Consider the following 18,450-nt stretch of genomic DNA (forward strand, 5'->3'; position numbering starts at 1 on the left):
GTTTCGGCGTGAGGGGCAAGGCCATATCGATGATCGGCATCGCCGCCGTTTTCGGCGCGATCTCGATCTTTGCGGCGGATTTCTGGGTCAAGAGCCAGGCCAGGGCCGATAGCGAAGAGAAGACGGCGTCGATCGCCGCTCCCGCGGCACCCAAAATCGAGTTCAAGACCATCGTGGTGGCCAATGCCCCGTTGCGCTATGGCATGGAGCTCGACCGCACCAAGCTCAGCGAAATCCCCTGGCCGCAGGATTCCCTGCCGCAGGGCGCCTTCCCGACCATCGATGGGCTGCTTGGCGACGGCAATCGCGTGGTGCTGACGCCGATCGAAGTCAACGAACCGGTGCTGCTCACCAAGCTGTCCGGGCCCAATGGCCGCGCGACACTTTCCAATATGTTGACGCCCGGAATGCGGGCGGTGACCATTCGCACCGACGAGATTGCCGGTGTCGGCGGCTTCGTGACGCCGGGCGACCGGGTCGATGTCGTGCTGACGCGCGATGCCGGTGAAATCCAGGAAGTGGCCAAGAACGCGCAAGGCGCTGCCGGTTCGACGGTCACTTCAGAGATCGTCGTCTCCGATGCCAAGGTGCTGAGCGTCGGTCAGGGCGCCGACTCGCGCCAGACCACGCCGCAGATTGCCAATTCCGTGACCATCGAGGTGACGACCGAAGGCGCGCAGAAAGTGGCGCTTGCCCGCACCGTCGGCACGCTGTCGCTGTCGCTTCGCTCCGCCAGCGAAGGCGGTGACGGCAAGAACGGCGTCACCACCATCTCTTCCTTCGGCGGTTCGGTCGCTTCGAATGTGCAGGCGGCGGCCAGTTCGTTGTTCGATGCCGTGGCGAAAGGGCCGGAGAAACCGAAATTCAAGACGGTCATCGTGACACGCGGCACAAAGGCCGAGGAATACCAGGTTCCTTCGCCGGACCAGAAATAGAAGCCAGTGGGGACTGGGTGAGGGACGGGACAATGTTCGGGCTGATCACATATCGGATCATGGGACGGTTGCGCGTTTTGCGCACCGTGGCTGTCGCGGCTTCGCTGGCTGCTGCCGGGATGCTGGCGTTCGGCACCTCGGCCAGGGCCGACAACGACATCGTCTACGTGTCGTCGACCAAGAATGCCTCGATCAAGGTGGCCAAGGGCAAGCCGAAGACGATCATGACCAACGCCGCCTTCTACCAGATCGTCATCGGCGATCCGGAGATCGCCAACGTCAATCCGTTGACCGACAAATCCTTCTACGTGCTTGGCAACAATCTCGGCACCACCGGCATTGCGCTGTTCGATGAGAAGAAGCAGCTTGTCGGCACTGTCGACATCGAGGTGACGCTCGACACCGACCAGCTGGCCAGCACCATCCGCGCCAGCGTGCCGGACGCCAGGATCAAGGTCGGCTCGGCCAATGGCCGTGTCGTGCTGTCGGGCGAGGCGGATGACGCGGTCGCCGCCGAAAAGGCAAACAAGATCGCGACGCGCTTTTCCGGCACCGAAGAGGTGATCAACTCGGTCAACATCTCGTCGTCGCAGCAGGTCCAGCTCAACGTCCGCTTCGTCGAGATCAACCGCCAGGCGGGCCAGGATCTCGGGGCCAAATACAGCGCCAATTTCGCCTACGGCCTCGGCGGACGCGATGTCTCGATCGAACCGGGCACGGTGCCGGCGGCCGGCACCGGCGAGATCATCGGCCGGCTGCTGTCGGACGGTGTGTCGATCGATATCGCCATCAAGGCGCTGGAAGAGCGCGGCCTGGCGCGTCGGTTGGCCGAACCTAACCTGATCGCCCGTTCGGGCCAGACGGCAAGCTTCCTCGCCGGTGGCGAATTCCCGATCCCGGTTTCCGAGGACAACGGCAAGATCTCCGTCAGCTACAAGAAATACGGCGTCAGCCTGGATTTCACCCCGACGGTGCTGAAGGACGGGTTGGTCAGCCTGGACATCGCGCCGGAAGTCTCGTCGATCGACGCGTCATCCTCCTACAATATCGGCAGCATTTCGGTGCCCGGCTTCATCGTGCGCCGCGCCAGGACGTCCGTCGACCTGAAGAACGGCCAGAGCTTCATGATCGCCGGACTGCTGCAGTCGCAAAACGACATCACCACGTCGCGCATTCCCGGCCTCGGCAAGATGCCCGTGCTTGGAGCGCTGTTTTCGTCGAAATCCTATCAGCGGCGTGAGACCGATCTGGTCATCATCGTCACCCCCTATCTGGTCAAGCCGGTCGACCCGTCAAAGAAGCTCGTCGAACCGACCGATGGTACGCAGCCGGCAAGCAACGTCGACTATTTTCTCAACAACACCGAGGAAGTGAAGACGTCCGACACCAATCGCGCGCTGGCCATGGCCGGCGGCAGTGTCGCGCAGCCGGCTGCCGTTACCACGGTCGGGCATTTCCTCGACCTGCCCAAGGATTGAAACCATGCGTCTGGTCTTGAGATCGAGCATCGCCCTGCTGCTGGCCGGCCTCGCCGTCGGCTGCACCAGCGACGACTATGTGCGCACCGAAGGGGTGTCGTCCGCCGCTGGCAATGCGCAAGCCGCCAACACCGCCATGCAGATGGTCGATCCCTGGAAATACGGTGTCCAGAACACAAAACTTCTTGTTCCCGCCCAGCGCGGCGAAGCGGCGGTCATCACCCCCGATCAGGCGGCCAGCGCGAAGGCGTCGCAATCCACCACAAGCAACTGATCTCGCGGGCAACTGATTCAACGGTCGATCGACCTGACAGGCTGACAGAATGGCAAACGGCACCAAGACCAGGAAGATCCTGCTCGTATCGACCGACAGGACCTTTGTGCAGGATACGCGGACCGCATTCGCCGCCTCCGAGATCATCCAGCTCTCGACAGTGGAAAAGAGTATCACGGAGCTGCGCGGCGAGATTCAGGAAGCCGACTTCGGCGCCATCATCGTCGACATGGATGCGGCAAGGCTGGAGGAGGTCGAGTCGCTGCAGCGCATCATGCGCCGGCTGGAGGACAAGGTCCCGGTGGTCGTCGTCACCCAGGAGTTCAATGCCGCCGCCGTGCGTATCCTGGTGCAGCTCAAGGTCGCGGATTTCCTGGTCAAGCCGATCACCACCGCTGACCTGGTGCGCTCCGTGGTGCGGGCGCTGCAGGGACCCGGGCGCGAGGAGAACACCGAGTCGCAGATCTACACCTTCATGCCGGCTGCGGGCGGTGTCGGCACCACGACGCTGGCCCTCCAGACCGCCTTTCAGCTGCACCACTCGGTGACGCGCGGCGCGTCGACTTGCGTGGTCGACCTCAATTTCCAGCAGGGCGCCTGTGCCGAATATCTCGACCTCGAACCGCGTTTCGACATCACCGAGATCGAAAACCAGCCCGAACGCCTCGACCGGCAACTGCTCGACGTGATGCTGTCGAAGCATGCCAGCGGGCTTTGCGTGCTGGCGGCGCCGACGCATCCGGCGGAAATGCGCTCGTTCAAGACCGATGTCGTGGTGCGCATGCTGGACCTTGTTTCGGCCTATTTCGACAATGTCGTCATCGACATGCCGCGCACCTGGTTTCCATGGACGGAGACCGTGCTGCTCGGTTCCAACAAGCTCTATATCGTCGCCGAAATGACGGTGCCGTGTCTGCGCCACACGCAGCGCCTGATCCAGGCGGTCTACGAGACCGTCGGTAAGGAAGTGAAGCCGAACGTCATCGTCAACCGTTTCGAGCAGAAGATGTTCGACAACGGCATCAAGCAGGCGGACGTCCAGGAAATCCTCGGTGAGCATTTCGTCGGCGGTATCGCCAACAACTACCGGCTGGTGCGCGAGGCGGTCGATCGCGGCGTGCCGCTGCACGAGATCGACCCGAACGCCAATGTCATCAACGATCTGAAGAAGATCATCCTGCCGGAGGAAGCAGTCCAACCGCGGACGAAGTCGCGCTCGCTGTTTGGCATGGGCCGGGGATTGCTGAAGAGGAAGGCCGGATGACCAGCCGCTTTTCCACCCTGCAGAACCGCGATGCGCGCCCGCAGCGCGCCGCCGAACCAATGCCGGTCGCGCATCATGCGGTCGTCATTCCGACCAACCGAAAGGCGCTGCCGGCAAAGTCGGAAGCAACACCGGCAAAGAATGCCAACAAGGTTCTCGATGCGCGCGTGCGTATCCACCGGTTGCTGCTCGAGGAGATCAATCTTGTCGCGCTGGAGCGTTTGCCCAAGGACGAGATGCGCCGGCAAGTGCATGATTTCGTGTCGGAAAAGACCAAGCAGGAGCGGATGGCGATCAACACCGTCGAGCTTGACGCGCTGGTCGACGACATTGTCGACGAGATGGTCGGCCTCGGTCCGCTGGAGCCGCTGCTCAAGGACCCCGATATCAACGACATCCTGATCAACGGCCACCAGAACTGCTTTGTCGAAAAGAAGGGCAAGCTGACGCCGGTCCATATTCCTTTCAAGGACGAGGCGCATCTGCTGCGCATCATCAACAAGATCGTCGCCGCGGTCGGCCGCCGGGTCGACGAATCGCAGCCGATGGTCGACGCGCGTATGCTGGACGGCTCGCGTTTCAACGCGGCGATCCGCCCGGTCGCGGTCGACGGGCCACTTGTGTCGATCCGCAAGTTCTCCAAGAACAAGCTCGGCCTGCACAAGCTGGTTGAATTCGGCGCCATCACCCAGAACATGGCTGAAGTGCTGGCGGCGGCCGTGCATGCCCGCAAGACGACGATCATTTCGGGCGGCACCGGCACCGGCAAGACGACCATGCTCAACGCGCTGTCGGCCTTCATCCCGGAAGATGAGCGGTTGATCACCATCGAGGATGCAGCCGAGCTTCAGCTGCAGCAGCCGCATGTGGCGCGCATGGAGACGCGTCCCGCCAACATCGAAGGCCATGGCGAGCTGAAGCAGCGCGATCTGGTCAAGAACGCGCTGCGCATGCGCCCAGATCGCGTCATCCTCGGCGAGTGCCGTGGCGAGGAAGCCTTCGACATGCTGCAGGCGATGAACACCGGCCATGAGGGATCGATGGCGACCATCCATGCCAACACGCCGCGCGACGCCATTTCGCGCCTCGAGCAGATGCTCGGCATGACCGGTATGCCGATGACGGTGCAGTCGATCCGCAGCCAGATCGCCAGTGCGCTCGACCTCATCGTGCAACTGACGCGCCTGTCCGACGGCAAGCGCAAGGTGACCAGCGTCGCCGAGGTGACCGGCATGGAAGGCGACGTCATCCAGATGCAGGAGATCTTCCGCTTCGTGCGCACCGGCATGGAGGCCGATGGCAAGATCCTCGGCCACTACGAGGCGACCGGCATCCGGCCGCGTTTCCTCGAGGATTTGCGCGCCATGGGCATCGAGTTCCCCGGACGATACTTCGAACCCGGCCGGCCGCAGGAGTAGCCCAGGTGTTCGACGGACTCAGCGCGATCTACATCGTCTATGCCACGGCAGCGCTTACCGGCATCCTGATCGCCGAAGCCTGCTACCTGCTTTTTGCCGGCCGCAGCGACAAGCGTACCGCGATCAACCGGCGCATGAAACTGCAGGACAAAAGGATCAGCCAGGAGCAAGTGCTTGTCCAGCTGCGCAAGGAGCGCGGCCTGGATGCGGGCACGTCGCTGTTTTCGCCGGACCGGTTCCGCGCCCTGCGAACCCAGTCGGGCATGATCATGCCGCTGCCGAAATTCCTGATGATCACCTGTGGCGTGGCATTCGCCGCGGCTCTGGCGGCCATCTGGTACGGCATGCCGCCGCTGCTCGGGCTTATCCTGTTTGTCATGCTTGTGCCGGTGCTGCCGGTGATGGCGCTGCGCTTCAAACGCGGCCGCCGGCTGAAGAGGTTCGGCACGCAATTGCCGGAGGCGCTGGAATTGATCACGCGTGGCCTGAAGGCCGGCCATCCGGTGCCGGTGGCGATCGCCATGGTGTCGCGCGAAATGCCCGACCCGATCGGCACCGAGTTCGGCGTCATCGCCGACGAGGTGACCTATGGGTCGGATCTGGTTACGGCCTTGAATTCGCTGTTCGACCGGGTCGGCCATGAGGACCTGCCGCTGTTCGTTACCGCCGTCTCGATCCAGAGCAGTTCGGGCGGCAATCTGCGCGAAATCCTCGACGGCCTGGCGTTGACGATCCGCGAGCGCGGCAAGCTGCGCCGCAAGGTGCGCGCCATTTCGACTGAAGGCCGCATGTCGGCCTACATCCTGACGGCGATACCGGCGCTGCTGTTTGCCGCCATCATGGCACTGATGCCGGGCTTCTACCGCGACGTCTGGGGTGAGCCGAAGACCTGGTACCTGATTGGCGGCTCAATCGCCTGGCTGATGCTGGGCAATCTGATGATGTTCAAGATGTCGAATTTCAGGTTCTGACATGCAAGGCTTCATCGAATTCCTCGCTTCGCTTGCGCCGACCTCGCTGATGCCGGCGGCCGTCCTGCTGCTGGCTCTGGGCGCTGTCGCGGTTGCCTGGCCAATGGTGACGGCGAAGAGCGATCACAACGAGGTCAAGCGCCGACTCAAGGTGGATGACGGTCCCGTGGCCGCGAAGCCCGAGCCGGTGCAGAAGAAGAATGCCGGCATCGTGCGCGAGAAGGCGGTGAAGAGGGCGCAGGAATTCTACGCCAAGAGCGATCCGGAAAATGTCGCCCGGCTGCGCATGAAGCTCATCCAGGCGGGCTACATGGAGCCGCGTGCGGTCGGCATGTTCTTTCTCGTACGCTTCGCCGCGATGGTCGGCTCAGCGATCGGCGCATTTGTGCTCAATCAATGGCTGGGCAGCCCCGACTCGACGATGGCCAGCCGCTGGGCCTTCGTCATCTTGTCGGGAGTGGCGGGCTATTTCTTCCCTGGCCTCGTGCTGAGCCAGAGGGGGCGGGAAAAGCGGCGCGAATACCGCAACGGTTTTCCCGATTTCATGGACCTGATGATCGTCTGCTCGGATGCCGGCATGAGCATGGAGGCTGGCATCGAGCGCGTCTCCAAGGAACTCGCCAAGACCTATCCCGCGCTCAGCCAGAACCTGCAGCTCGTGTCGCTGGAACTGCGGGCCGGGCGCAGCCTCGACGATGCGCTGAAGGCGCTGGCCGACCGCCTCAGCCTTGACGAGGTGCGGTCCTTCGCCACGCTGCTGCAGCAATCGAAGGAGCTCGGCACCAGCCTGTCGGGGGCGCTGCGCGTCTTTTCCGATGAAATGCGCCACAAGCGCATGTCGCTGGCCGAGGAGAAGGCGCACGCCCTGCCGGCCAAGATGTCGGTGCCGGTGACGGTGTGCATCCTGCCGGTGGTGCTGATGATTGCGATCATTCCGATCATCGTCAAAATGACGACGCACTAGGAAATGCTGATATTCAGGTGGGCCCGGCCTGAACAGCCCTACATCGGGATCGGCAAAGTCCGCAAATGAGTGAGAAGCCCATGCGAATGCTGTTGCGCACCCTCTTCCTAGGTCTCGCTACAGCCAGTCTGTCGCCAGCCTGGGCCGCGGCCGGCGATTGCGGCGATGTTGTCGCCCTCGTGCAGCAGGCCTATCCCAAGGCCCGGAAGAGCAGCGACAGCGCCGCGTTGACGCTCGAACCCGATATCAGCATCGCCCTGGCGCTCACGGATTACGATAGGCCGGGGGTGGTCTGCAAGATCTGGCCGGCGCATGACGACCTGCTGCTGGTCGCAGTGCCGCTGATCGACAGCGCCAAATCCAGTGACGGCGAGCATGTCGGCGATATCGAGCTTCTGGTTGTCGACAGGACGAGCCGGCAGGTGCGCCAGCGCCTGCTGCAGCCGGGGCTGATGAACGATGATGCCGTCGCCATCCGCAAGATCGAATTCGATACCGGCCGCTACACGCTGTCGCCCGATGTCACCGCCTTTGGCCTGCGCATCGAAATGGCAAACAATTCGCTGCCCAATCCCTTCAGCGAAACCGACCTGCGGCTCTATGCCCTCGACGGCAATGCCCTGCGGTTGGTGCTCGACGGCCTCGTCGTGGCCGACAATGGCGGCGAAGGCGATACCAATTGCGCCGGGTCCTTTCATACCAGCCAGGTCAGCCTGGCGATGAGCTCGGCGAAACATCATGGCTACCACGACATCACCGTGGTCCAGCGGACGGATACCGACAATCCCTTGCCCGACAAGAATGGTGAGTGCCAGTCCCATCCCGGCAAGTCCGTAAAGCGGACCTATCGGCTGCGCTATGACGGCAGCCGCTATCCGGTTCCGGCGGCGCTCAAAGCCTTGGGACCGTGAGAACGCGGGAAAACAGGTCTTCACTCGGAGGTTCGCGGCCTGGTGGTTAATGGCCGGTGTGCCCGAAGCCTAATTTTAAGCGCATTTCGGCACCGAAGTTTAATCGCTCGGATGTAGTGTGTTTCCCGAAGAACGACCCGGCAAATCGGGCGATGAGGCAGGGGCATGCGTCACAGTAACTTCTCGGCAATGGCCGCGTTGGCGGCCGTCTTGATTATGTCTGGCTGTACGACGGGCAGCGTCGATACGACCAAGACCACCGCCATCCAACCGGCGGCAAAGGACATCGACGCCTCCGAACTGGCGGAAGGCAAGGCGCAGTTTCGCGACGCCAATTACGGCCTCGCCGAACAGCATTTCCGCAAGGCTGTCGAGTTGAAGGCCGACAATGCCGAAGCCTGGATGGGGCTCGCCGCTTCGTATGACGAGCTTGGCCGCTTCGACTTTGCTGACCGTGCCTACAACCAGCTTTTGAAAGTCGCCGGCCGCAAGCCGCAGATCGTCAACAACATGGGCTATTCGCAACTGTTGCGTGGCAATCGCAAGAAAGCCAAGGCGCTGCTGCTCGAAGCGAAGGCCGGCATGGCCGATGCCACGGTCGTCAACGCCAATCTCGCTCTGCTGAACAAGGGCTGATCCGGTCGTCGCGTCCAAGGGTGCGGTTTCGGGACACAGGGCATCGACGCTTTGTAAACCCTATCCGCAGGTTGCGTCGAAAGGTCGGCCGAAAACCGTATCCGAGGGCTGCCGCTGACCTAGAATGCAGCGCACCCACCGACGCTCGAGAGGCTCTCGCCTGACATGTTGGACTTCAGTTCGCTCCTGCTCGCGGCCGCGCTGTCGGGGATCTGCCTGAGCGCTACCATGTTCGCGATCTGGTGCACCGCGCCCAAGGCGGGCTTCGTCCTGACCGTGGCGTGCGGCATTCTGGTGCTCGTCGCGCATGTGATCCTGTTCTGGCGATACACCAAGCAGCCTGATCCATTGCTCTGCCAGGTCGTGCTCGTGCTGCTGAGCCTGGGGTTCCTGATCATCTGCTTGTCGGCCATGCAATATCTCGGCGTGCCCGGCTATCGACGGGCCTTTGCACCGACCCTTGCCGCCATGGCGGTCTGTGCGGCCGTGACCTTCATCGGCCTTGATGGTGTCGGCTTCATCATCACCTACGCGACGGTAACGGCGCTGCTGTCGGCGATCGGCGCGATGTTCTGGATCAACGGCAGCCATGATCGCCGGATCCTGCTGGTGGTTTCGTTTCTGAGCGGCACCTGTGCGGTGTCCTTTGCGCTCTGTGGCATGGTTCTGCTGGGCAGGGGGCAGTGGGTGCTCGCGGTCGCACCCGACAACTGGGCCGAACGGCTGAATTCCGTGGTGGCGGTGGCTTGCATGACCGGGCTCGGCGCGTTGACGCTCTCCCTCCATCATCTGCAGGCGCAGATCGAGCTGAAGGCCGAGACCATGACCGACCCGCTGACGGGGTTGATGAACCGTCGGGCGCTGAAATCGCTCTATGGGGAGCGGAGTTTCGGTCCATTCATGTTCGTCGTCATGTTTGACCTCGACCACTTCAAGCGGACGAACGACGTCTACGGTCACCCGGTCGGCGACCAGGTCCTGTGCCGCTTCGCCGCGGTCATCAAGAAATATGCCAGAACCGGCGTCGACGCCTTTCGCCTCGGCGGCGAGGAATTCGCCGTTGTCATATCGCGGATGACGGATGAAAGGGCCTACGATCTCGCCAGCAAGATCGGCGTCGCCTTCGGCACCGAAATCGTTGCCACCCAGATTGGTCCGTTGCGCAGCACGGTCAGCGGCGGCATCGGCTTTGGCGAGGCCGACGGCCGCAGCCTCGATGACGTGCTGGCCGAGGCCGACGCAGCGCTCTATGCCGCCAAGCGCGCCGGGCGAAATTGCGTCATCAGCCGCAAAAGGACGGGCAAGGCCGAACCGGTGAAGCCGGCCTTGCGCTCAGCGTAGTTATTCCGCCGCACCCAGATAGTCCGACAGCGGGGGGCAGGAACAGACCAGGTTGCGGTCGCCGGCAACATTGTCGATGCGCGACACCGGCGGCCAGTATTTGGCTGCTGTGTCGGCGTCACCGGCGGGGTAGGCCGCCTCCAGCCGCGAATAGGGATGGCTCCACTGGCTGGCCAGTGCCTCGGCGGCTGTGTGCGGTGCATTGACCAACGGGTTGTCGGCCAAGGGCCATTCGCCCTTGGCCACCTTGGCGGCCTCGCCAGCGATGGCGATCATTGCCTCGCAAAAACGGTCGAGTTCGCGCTTGGGCTCGGACTCGGTCGGCTCCACCATCAGCGTGCCGGCGACCGGGAAAGACATGGTCGGCGCATGGAAACCATAGTCGATCAGCCGTTTGGCGATGTCGTCGACGCTTATGCCGGCGCTGTCCTTGAGCACGCGGGTGTCGAGGATGCATTCATGCGCGATGCGATCGTGCCTGCCCTTGTAGAGAAGCGGGAAATGCGGCGCGAGCCGCGTCGCCACATAGTTGGCCGAGATGATGGCGGTTTCCGTAGCCTGCTTCAGGCCGGAAGCGCCCATCATGCGGATGTACATCCAGGTGATCGGCAGGATCGAAGCGCTGCCGAAAGGGGCGGCCGACACCGCATGGCCCGAGCCTTCGGTGACGTGGCCCGGCAGATACGGCTGCAGATGCGCCTTGACGCCGATCGGGCCGACGCCCGGGCCGCCGCCGCCATGCGGGATGCAGAAGGTCTTGTGCAGGTTCATATGGCAGACGTCGGCGCCGATGTCGCCGGGGCGGGCGAGACCGACCAGGGCGTTGAGGTTGGCGCCGTCGAAATAGACCTGGCCGCCATGCTCGTGAATGAGGGCGCAGAGGTGGCGCGCGCCTTCCTCGTAGACGCCATGCGTCGAGGGATAGGTGAACATCAGCGCCGCGAGATTTCTTGAATGCTCATTGGCCTTGGCCCTCATATCGTCCATGTCGATATTGCCATCCTCGCTGCAGCGCACGACGACGACGCTCATGCCCGCCATCGCCGCACTCGCCGGATTGGTGCCATGCGCCGAGGACGGGATCAGGCAGACGGTGCGATGGCTGTCGCCACGCGAGCGGTGGTAGCCGCGAATGGCAAGCAGGCCGGCATATTCGCCCTGGCTGCCGGCATTGGGCTGCAAGGTGACGGCGCGAAGCCGGTGATCTCCGACAGCCATCCTTCCAGTTCGCCGATCATGGCGCGATAGCCAGCTGAATGCGCGGCCGGTGCGAAGGGATGGAGATTGGCAATGCTTGGCCAACTGACCGGCATCATCTCGGCGGCGGCGTTGAGCTTCATGGTGCAGGATCCGAGCGGGATCATGGCGCGGTCGAGCGCCAGATCCTTATCGGCCAGCCGGCGCAGGAAGCGCATCATCTCGGTTTCCGAGTGGTTCTCGTGGAAGACGGGTTGGGTGAGGAACTCCTTGCCACGCGGCTTGCCAGGCACGGTGCTGGCAGCGGCGGTCCCAGCCTTGGCGCCAAACAGCGCGGCGATCGCCTCCACATCGGCATCGGTCGAGGTCTCGTCGAAACAGACGGCGACATGGTCGGCGTCGATGATGCGCAACAGCCGGCCGGTCTTTTCAGCGGCAGATGCGATTGCCGCGGCCTTGCCTTTGACCTCCGCCGTCACCGTGTCGAAGCGGCTGGCACCGAGCACCGAAACACCTGCTGCCTTTAGACCGGCGGCCAGGCGGTTGGCCAGCCCATGGATGCGTCCGGCGATCGCCTGCAATCCGGCAGGGCCGTGCCAGATGGCATAGGCCGTCGCCATATTGGCGAGCAGCGCCTGCGCGGTGCAGATGTTGGAGGTCGCCTTGTCGCGGCGGATGTGCTGCTCGCGCGTCTGCAGCGCAAGACGATAGCCCGGGCGGCCCTTGCTGTCGGTCGATTGGCCGACGAGGCGGCCGGGCATCAGCCGGGTCAGCTTGTCGGAGACGGCGCAATAGGCGGCGTGCGGGCCGCCAAAGCCCATCGGCACGCCGAAGCGCTGCATCGGGCCGACGGCGATGTCGGCGCCGAGTTTCGCCGGTGCGTCGGTCAGCGTCAGGCCGAGCGGATCGGCAATGAAGATGACCAGTGCGCCGGTGGCGCGAGCCTTCTCGATCGCTGCCTTGTGGTCGCCATAGACGCCGAACGTGTCCGGCCAGGAGACCAGCAGGGCGGCGGTGTTGTCGTCGATCGTCTCGCCGTCGATCTCGATGTCGAGCGGTTCTGCGCGGGTGCGCACGACATCCAGCGTCTGCGGATGCGGCGTGCCGGCCAGCGCCACCTTGGTGCGCTTGTCGCGATGATGGCGCAGCGCGATGCCGACCGCCTCCGCGACGGCGGTGGCTTCATCGAGTAGCGAGGCCGAAGCCACCGGCAGACCGGTCAGCTCTGCGACCAGGGTCTGGAAATTGAACAGCATTTCGAGCCGGCCCTGGCTGATCTCGGCCTGGTAGGGCGTGTAGGCCGTGTACCAGGCCGGGTTCTCGAACAGATTGCGCTGGATCACCGGCGGCACATCGACACCGTGATAGCCGGCGCCGATGAAGCTCTTCAACACCGTGTTCTTTGCCATCGTCGCTGACAATTCGGCCAGGGCTTCAGCTTCGCTGGCCGGCACGGGCAGGTTCAGCGGCAAGTCGAGGCGGATCGATCTCGGCACGGCCTGGCTGATCAGCGTCTCAACCGAGGGAACGCCGATCACGGCCAGCATGGCTCTGACATCGTTGAGGCCGGGGCCAATGTGGCGGGCCGAGAAGGGGGTGAGTGCTGCGGTCATCTTTTTTGGTCCTGCTTTCAGCCGATGTGGGCCAGGTAGGCGGCCTCATCCATGAGGCCTTCCAACTGGCTCTCATTGGCCAGCTTCATCTTCCACAACCAACCGGCGCCGGTTGCCGCCGAATTGACCAGCGACGGATCAGACGACAGCGTGCCGTTGGCCTCGGTGATTTCGCCGTCGACCGGCGCGTAGACGTCGGATGCCGCTTTGACGGACTCGACCACCACGGCGGTATCGCCCTTGGCGAGCTTTTTGCCCGTTTCGGGCAGTTCGACGAAGACGAGATCACCAAGCTGCTCCTGCGCGTAGTCGGTGATGCCGACCGTGGCGATGCCGCCCTCGACGCGGAGCCATTCGTGATCTTCGGTGAAATAGGTCTTTGCCATCGGATTCATCCTTTGCGGTGGCGATGCGGTGTGAAGGGCAGGGAGCTGATATCGACAGGGATTTTCGTGCCGCGCACGTCGGCGAAAACCCGTGTGCCGGGCTTTGCCAGCGGCGTTGCGACATAACCCATGGCTACCGGATGGCCGGCCGAGGGGCCGAAGCCGCCTGACGTGACATGACCGGCGGGATTGCCGTCGGCATCGAAGAGCGCGGCGCCGGCGCGTACCGGCTGGCGGCCCTCCGGCTTCAACCCAACCCGCCTTTGCGCGGGTCCCCGTTCTACGGCGGCTCGCAGGGCGTCGGCGCCGATGAAAGCGCCGGAGGCGCGGATATCTTTCGGGATCGCCCACGTCAGTCTGGCGCTGGCCGGGTCGGTCTCCGGTGTGATGTCCTGGCCGTGCAGGCACAGCCCAGCCTCCAGTCGGAGGCTGTCGCGAGCGGCAAGGCCGATCCACAGCACGCGCTCATCGCCGAGCAATTTCGCGACGAGGTCGCGCGCATCTGTCTCTGGCAGGCCGATCTCGAAACCGTCTTCGCCGGTGTAGCCGGAGCGGCTCATGAACCAGTTCTGCCGTGGCTCGACCCCATGCATGAACAGCAGTGAGCCGGTCTCGATGCCGGCGCGGGAAAGGGCTGCCCAGGCTTCCGGGCCCTGGACGGCAAGGAAGACGCGATCGAGTGGCTCGACCCTGGCGTCGAAATCCGCGGCAAGCGCACGCAAATGCTTTTCGTCGGCCACGGCGTTGCCTGCGTTGGCGACCACCATGAAGCGCTGGTCGCCCAGCCTGGTGACGATCAGGTCGTCCAGAATGCCTCCTGCTTCATTGAGGAAGAAGGACAGTTTGGACTGCGAGATTTCGAGCGCGCCGGCATCCACAGGACAGGCGCGGTTGAGCAACGCAACCACTTCGCGCCCGCTGATCTCGAACAGTTTCATATGCGAGATGTCGAACAGGCCGGCATGCTCGCGGGTGTGAAGATGCTCCTTCATGACGCCGGCCGGATAGGTCAGCGGCATCGACCAGCCGGCAAAGGCGCCAAAGCGTGCACCGGCGGCTACGTGGATATCTTCCAGGGGAAGGTGTTTGGTGTCGTCGCCCGTCATGTCATCTCCAGAGTCGCACGCAATCGGCCGCGAATGGCGACCAGTCCGTGCCCCTCTGTCTGAAGCCTGAGAGACTCGCGCAACCGGAACTCTGTCAGCGGCGCTTACACCTTCGGCGCGGGGGCAAGCCCCGACTTTCCAGAGTGTCTTTCCCGTCTACGGTTCTTTTGCCTGAGAGATTTCGGGCGATTTCCCCTTCGGCGGCAGCTTTCGCTGCTCTCTCCCGCAAACAGGTAGGACTCGCAAGAGCCCTCGACTCGTCATCCATAGCCCGTCGACGACACATTGTCACCTGCCTGCGACGTGTTGCTGACAAGTCTTCGCTAACCACGCCGTTTGCCGGATTTTCAAGACACTGCTGATATGTTGGCAGCCATGAGGCTTTGCGCCGGCGCTTGCCGGCAGCGGACGGGGACGACAAATGGGCGAATTGATCATGAGTGCGCCGGTGGCGGGGCTGACCTCGAAAAGCCGCATCACCAGGGAAGACGTGGCCATGTTGCGCCATGAAGTGTTCGGCGATGGCGTGGTGACGCGCGGCGAGGCCGAGGCACTGTTCGCGCTCGACGCCACGGCGAAGGAGAAGTGCCAGGAATGGCCGGGCTTTTTCGTCGAAGCGGTCACCGACTACATCGTCCACCAGGAAAAGCCGTCGGGCTACATCTCGCAGGACAATGCCGAGTGGCTGATCCGCACGATCTCGCGAGACGGCATGGTCGACAGCCGCACCGAACTCGAGCTGCTGGTCCATGTGCTGGAAGAGGCGAGATCGTCGCCGAGCCAGCTTTGCGTCTATGCGCTGGAGCAGGTCGCCCACGCCGTCATCGACGGCAAGGGGCCGCTCATGCTTGGCGGTGCGCTGGTTCCCGGACTGATCGCCAAGGCGGAGGTCGAGCTTTTGCGCCGGATCCTCCACGCCCATGGCGGTGACGGCAACATCGCCATCACCCGTGCCGAGGCCGAAGTGCTGTTCAAGATCAATGAGCGGACAGCCCAGGCCGAGAACGATCCGTCCTGGAACGATCTGTTCGTCAAGGCGATCGCCAATTTCGTCATGTGCTCGGCCGGCTATGAGGCGCCGACACGCGATGTGGCGCTGCGCCGTGATGCCTTCCTGGAAGCCGCCGATCCGGAAATCGGCGGCTTCTTCAGCCGCATGGTCTCCGGCGGCCTCGCCGGCATCATGGAGGCCTACCGGTCCCCCGACGACATCGAGGCCGAGTGGGAAGCCAAGAACAGGGCGACTGAAGCCCTGGCGCGCCGCGCCGAGACGATCGATGCCGGCGAAGCCAGCTGGCTGATCGAGCACATCGGGGCGGACAGGCCGCTGTACGAGAACGAGCGCGCGCTGCTGACCCTGATCAAGCATGCCTCGCCAGAAATCCACCCGGCGCTGAAGCCGCTGCTCGACAAGGTAGCCTGAACACGCGGCGGCGCTCGCTACGCCCCCGGGCCGATCATCATCTTGCGCTTTGCGGTTCAGATTCCACCGTACCAGTCGTAGCCATTGTCTTCCCAATAGCCACCCCTGCCGCCGCCGACATTGGCGAAGCCGTCGACCAGCTCGATCTTGTAGAGATATTTCGGCATCTTGTAGCCAAGCTGACGCTCGACGCGGACACGCAGCGGCGCGCCGTTCTCGACCGGCAGCGGCTTGCCATTCAGCCCATAGGCAAGGATCGTCTGCGGGTGGCGGGCGTCGATCAGGTCGATCGTGCCGTAGTATTTGATGTCGCCGGAGAGACTGCGGTCGATCGTGTCGAGACAATGGAACATGACGTAGCGGGCCTGCGGCTTGACCACCGCCTGGTCGAGCACCAGCGACAGCGGCGTGCCGGTCCATTTGGCGATGCAACTCCAGCCTTCGACGCAGTCGTGGCGGGTGATCTGGGTGCGGCTCGGCATGGTCATCAATTGCTCGCGGCTAAGTGACAGCGGCTTTTCGACAAGACCCGAAACCTCCAGCCGCCAGTCGGCGAAATTGTTGGCGAGTAGACCCTTGTAGACGTCGTCGTCCGGCGCCGTGACGCCGTTCGGCCGCTGCGGCTGGCGGATATCGGCCTCGGTGAATTCCGGCGCCAGCGCATCGCGGCCGGCAAGCAGGCGTTGCGCCCGGTATGTCAGGCCATTGGCGTTTTCGAGGAAGCTGCGCAGGCCGCTGCCAATGCTAAGCTGGCTGTCGAAAGCGTCGCAGCCCGACAGCATGATGCCGGAGGCGCCAAGGCCGGCACCCGTCAGGAATTTCCGGCGGCTGATCTGGAACTTACCCATGTCACGCACTCCTCTCGGTGGAATTGTCGCCCTGTGCGGGAGGATCGGTGCGGTACCAGCCGGTGATGATCGAGCGCAGTTCGTTGATCGGGCCAGCAGCCAGGATCATCAGAATGTGGACGACGAAGAAGGCGACCAGCAGCACCATGACGGTGAAATGGATGGTGCGCGCCGTCTGCCGGCCACCGAGCAGATCGTTGAGGAACGGCAGCACCGAGTTCATGCTGGGCGACATAGCCAGGCCGGTGATGATCATCAGCGGCAAAAGCACGAACAGCACGCCGCCATAGGCCATCTTCTGCAGCGTGTTGTATTCCCGCGTGTGGTGGAATTTGAGCTTGGCGTGGTCGACGATGTCCTGCGGCAGGCGCTTGAGATCGTCGAGGCGCGGCGCCAGATCGCGACGCAGATGGCCATTCACAGTGCTGGCGACCAGCCAGACGATCAAGGTCGTGGTCAGTATCCAGGCAAAGAAGAAATGGATGACGCGGGCGGTGCCGAGGTCATAATAGGACGGGATGGTCGCCCAGGACGGAAAGCCGCGCGCCGTTTCGTTGCCGGCCGGACCGGACCAGCCGAGCACGCCTGTGGTGTCGAAGCGACGCCCGAAGATTTCGGTATAGCCGCGCGTGCCGGCGTCGGTGTTTTCGGCGCCTATGGCCAAGATGGTGTTGTTGTAGTCGAAGCCCGACTGCTTGCCGATGTAGAGCTGTGGGCGGGCGTTGAAAATCTGCAGGCCGGACAGCAGCATGAAGAACAGCGAGATGGCCCAGATCCAGTGCGTCAGCCGCGTCCAGCGCGACTGCCGATAGATCAGCGTTGTGTCATTCGAAGCGGGCGCATCCGGTCCGGCGGCGGCTTGGCTTCTGGCAACCGATTCCATCTTGTCTCGTCTCCCGGCCTCGCGGCGTGGCCTGCGCGTTCATTGTCCTCCTGATACGTCGCCAACCAAACCGATGTTTCATCCGATCACGGAATTATTATGGGCTGCCCAGGCTGACCGCGAGATTGACGGCCGCGGCGACGATCACCGTGTTGAAGAAGAACGACAGGATCGAATGGACAAGCACGACACAACGCATATGCGTTGTCGAGATGTTGGTGTCGGCAGTCTGCGCGGTCATGCCAATGACCGTCGAGAAGTAGAGGAAATCCCAGCCTTCCGGCCGCTTGTCGCCTGGGAACAGCAGGCCGCCGACCGGGATTTTCTTCTTGGTTTCGGCGTCGACCGCATCGCCGTCCATCCAGTAGACATGGGCATAATGGAGAGCTGCCATGGCATGGATGGTGAACCAGCCGAGCGGGATCGACAAAAGCGCAAAGCCAAGCTCGACAGGGTGAGCGCTGTCTTTCTGGTTGATCAGTTGAAACAGCGAGAAGGTGGCAACGCCGACGACGACAAGCGTCACCGCGAAGATGACCAGCACCGGCTGGTCGGTGGCGCGCGCATTCTTGCTCAGATACCTGCCGGTGAACTTTGGCATCTGGCCGACGACAAGGATGACGTAGGCGGCAAAGAATGCGTTGGCGCCGATCGAATAGGCGAGTGAGGCATGCAGCAGCAACGCCACGACAAGTGCCACAACGCCGAAGCCGAACGACATCGCGAACAGCATGTGGCGCTGCATGGGGTTCTTCGTCGGGGTTTCGGCAGCCATGGCGTCGCCCCCTTGGATGGCGCTCGG

General features: G+C 63.3%; 16 protein-coding genes, 1 pseudogene and 1 riboswitch. Of the genes and pseudogenes, 11 read left to right on the forward strand and 6 right to left on the reverse strand.

Going from position 1 to position 18,450, the window contains the following annotated elements:
* Positions 1-8 precede the first annotated feature (8 nt).
* From cpaB to AC1RZR_RS19980, 10 genes are all read left to right on the forward strand, one after another.
* Positions 9-935: a Flp pilus assembly protein CpaB gene (gene cpaB / locus AC1RZR_RS19935; RefSeq protein ID WP_481825701.1), complete on the forward strand. Its 927-nt coding sequence runs from the start codon at positions 9-11 to the stop codon at positions 933-935.
* A 32-nt stretch (positions 936-967) separates the two neighbouring features.
* Positions 968-2,413, forward strand: a complete 1,446-nt coding sequence (locus AC1RZR_RS19940; protein ID WP_481825702.1) for a type II and III secretion system protein family protein — start codon at positions 968-970, stop codon at positions 2,411-2,413.
* A 4-nt stretch (positions 2,414-2,417) separates the two neighbouring features.
* On the forward strand, positions 2,418-2,687 hold the full coding sequence (locus AC1RZR_RS19945; protein ID WP_481825703.1) for a hypothetical protein: 270 nt from the start codon (positions 2,418-2,420) through the stop codon (positions 2,685-2,687).
* A gap of 49 nt (positions 2,688-2,736) precedes the next feature.
* Complete coding sequence (locus AC1RZR_RS19950; protein WP_481825704.1) at positions 2,737-3,951, forward strand: CpaE/TadZ family protein; 1,215 nt, start codon at positions 2,737-2,739, stop codon at positions 3,949-3,951.
* Complete coding sequence (locus tag AC1RZR_RS19955; protein WP_481825705.1) at positions 3,948-5,369, forward strand: TadA family conjugal transfer-associated ATPase; 1,422 nt, start codon at positions 3,948-3,950, stop codon at positions 5,367-5,369. Before AC1RZR_RS19950 ends, AC1RZR_RS19955 begins: the two co-directional genes overlap by 4 nt.
* Positions 5,370-5,374: 5 nt before the next feature.
* The gene (locus AC1RZR_RS19960) at positions 5,375-6,340 is read left to right on the forward strand and encodes a type II secretion system F family protein (protein WP_481825706.1); all 966 of its coding nucleotides are present in this window, start codon (positions 5,375-5,377) and stop codon (positions 6,338-6,340) included.
* Between the two features lies 1 nt (position 6,341).
* Positions 6,342-7,304, forward strand: coding sequence for a type II secretion system F family protein (locus tag AC1RZR_RS19965; RefSeq protein WP_481825707.1), 963 nt, complete (start codon positions 6,342-6,344; stop codon positions 7,302-7,304).
* A 65-nt stretch (positions 7,305-7,369) separates the two neighbouring features.
* Positions 7,370-8,215 carry a PA3715 family protein gene (locus tag AC1RZR_RS19970; protein ID WP_481825708.1) on the forward strand — a complete coding sequence of 282 codons (846 nt, stop codon included), beginning with the start codon at positions 7,370-7,372 and terminating at the stop codon, positions 8,213-8,215.
* Positions 8,216-8,380: 165 nt separating this feature from the next.
* Positions 8,381-8,851, forward strand: coding sequence for a tetratricopeptide repeat protein (locus AC1RZR_RS19975; protein ID WP_481825709.1), 471 nt, complete (start codon positions 8,381-8,383; stop codon positions 8,849-8,851).
* A gap of 165 nt (positions 8,852-9,016) precedes the next feature.
* On the forward strand, positions 9,017-10,192 hold the full coding sequence (locus AC1RZR_RS19980) for a GGDEF domain-containing protein (protein ID WP_481825710.1): 1,176 nt from the start codon (positions 9,017-9,019) through the stop codon (positions 10,190-10,192).
* On the opposite strand, the pseudogene gcvP reads toward AC1RZR_RS19980, so the two are convergent.
* From gcvP to gcvT, 3 genes and pseudogenes are all read right to left on the reverse strand, one after another.
* Positions 10,193-13,002 (reverse strand): annotated as a pseudogene (gcvP, locus tag AC1RZR_RS19985) (aminomethyl-transferring glycine dehydrogenase). It abuts the gene before it with no gap.
* Positions 13,003-13,019: 17 nt separating this feature from the next.
* A complete protein-coding gene (gene gcvH, locus AC1RZR_RS19990; RefSeq protein ID WP_379104044.1) occupies positions 13,020-13,388 on the reverse strand; it encodes a glycine cleavage system protein GcvH in 369 nt (122 codons plus the stop codon).
* Between the two features lie 5 nt (positions 13,389-13,393).
* Complete coding sequence (gene gcvT, locus AC1RZR_RS19995) at positions 13,394-14,494, reverse strand: glycine cleavage system aminomethyltransferase GcvT (RefSeq protein WP_481825711.1); 1,101 nt, start codon at positions 14,492-14,494, stop codon at positions 13,394-13,396.
* A 149-nt stretch (positions 14,495-14,643) separates the two neighbouring features.
* A riboswitch (glycine riboswitch) is annotated at positions 14,644-14,730 on the reverse strand.
* A gap of 185 nt (positions 14,731-14,915) precedes the next feature.
* On the opposite strand from gcvT, the gene AC1RZR_RS20000 reads away from it, so the two are divergent.
* Positions 14,916-15,917 carry a hypothetical protein gene (locus tag AC1RZR_RS20000; protein ID WP_481825712.1) on the forward strand — a complete coding sequence of 334 codons (1,002 nt, stop codon included), beginning with the start codon at positions 14,916-14,918 and terminating at the stop codon, positions 15,915-15,917.
* Between the two features lie 56 nt (positions 15,918-15,973).
* On the opposite strand, the gene AC1RZR_RS20005 is transcribed toward AC1RZR_RS20000, so the two are convergent.
* The 3 genes from AC1RZR_RS20005 to AC1RZR_RS20015 all read right to left on the reverse strand — a co-directional run bounded on the left by AC1RZR_RS20005 (position 15,974) and on the right by AC1RZR_RS20015 (position 18,423).
* Positions 15,974-16,765: a molybdopterin-binding protein gene (locus tag AC1RZR_RS20005; RefSeq protein ID WP_477279287.1), complete on the reverse strand. Its 792-nt coding sequence runs from the start codon at positions 16,763-16,765 to the stop codon at positions 15,974-15,976.
* A gap of 1 nt (position 16,766) precedes the next feature.
* On the reverse strand, positions 16,767-17,648 hold the full coding sequence (locus AC1RZR_RS20010; protein WP_481825713.1) for a cytochrome b/b6 domain-containing protein: 882 nt from the start codon (positions 17,646-17,648) through the stop codon (positions 16,767-16,769).
* A 97-nt stretch (positions 17,649-17,745) separates the two neighbouring features.
* Positions 17,746-18,423: a DUF1345 domain-containing protein gene (locus AC1RZR_RS20015; RefSeq protein WP_481825714.1), complete on the reverse strand. Its 678-nt coding sequence runs from the start codon at positions 18,421-18,423 to the stop codon at positions 17,746-17,748.
* Between the last annotated feature and the right edge of the window lie 27 nt (positions 18,424-18,450).

Source organism: Mesorhizobium bavaricum (genome assembly GCF_056781655.1).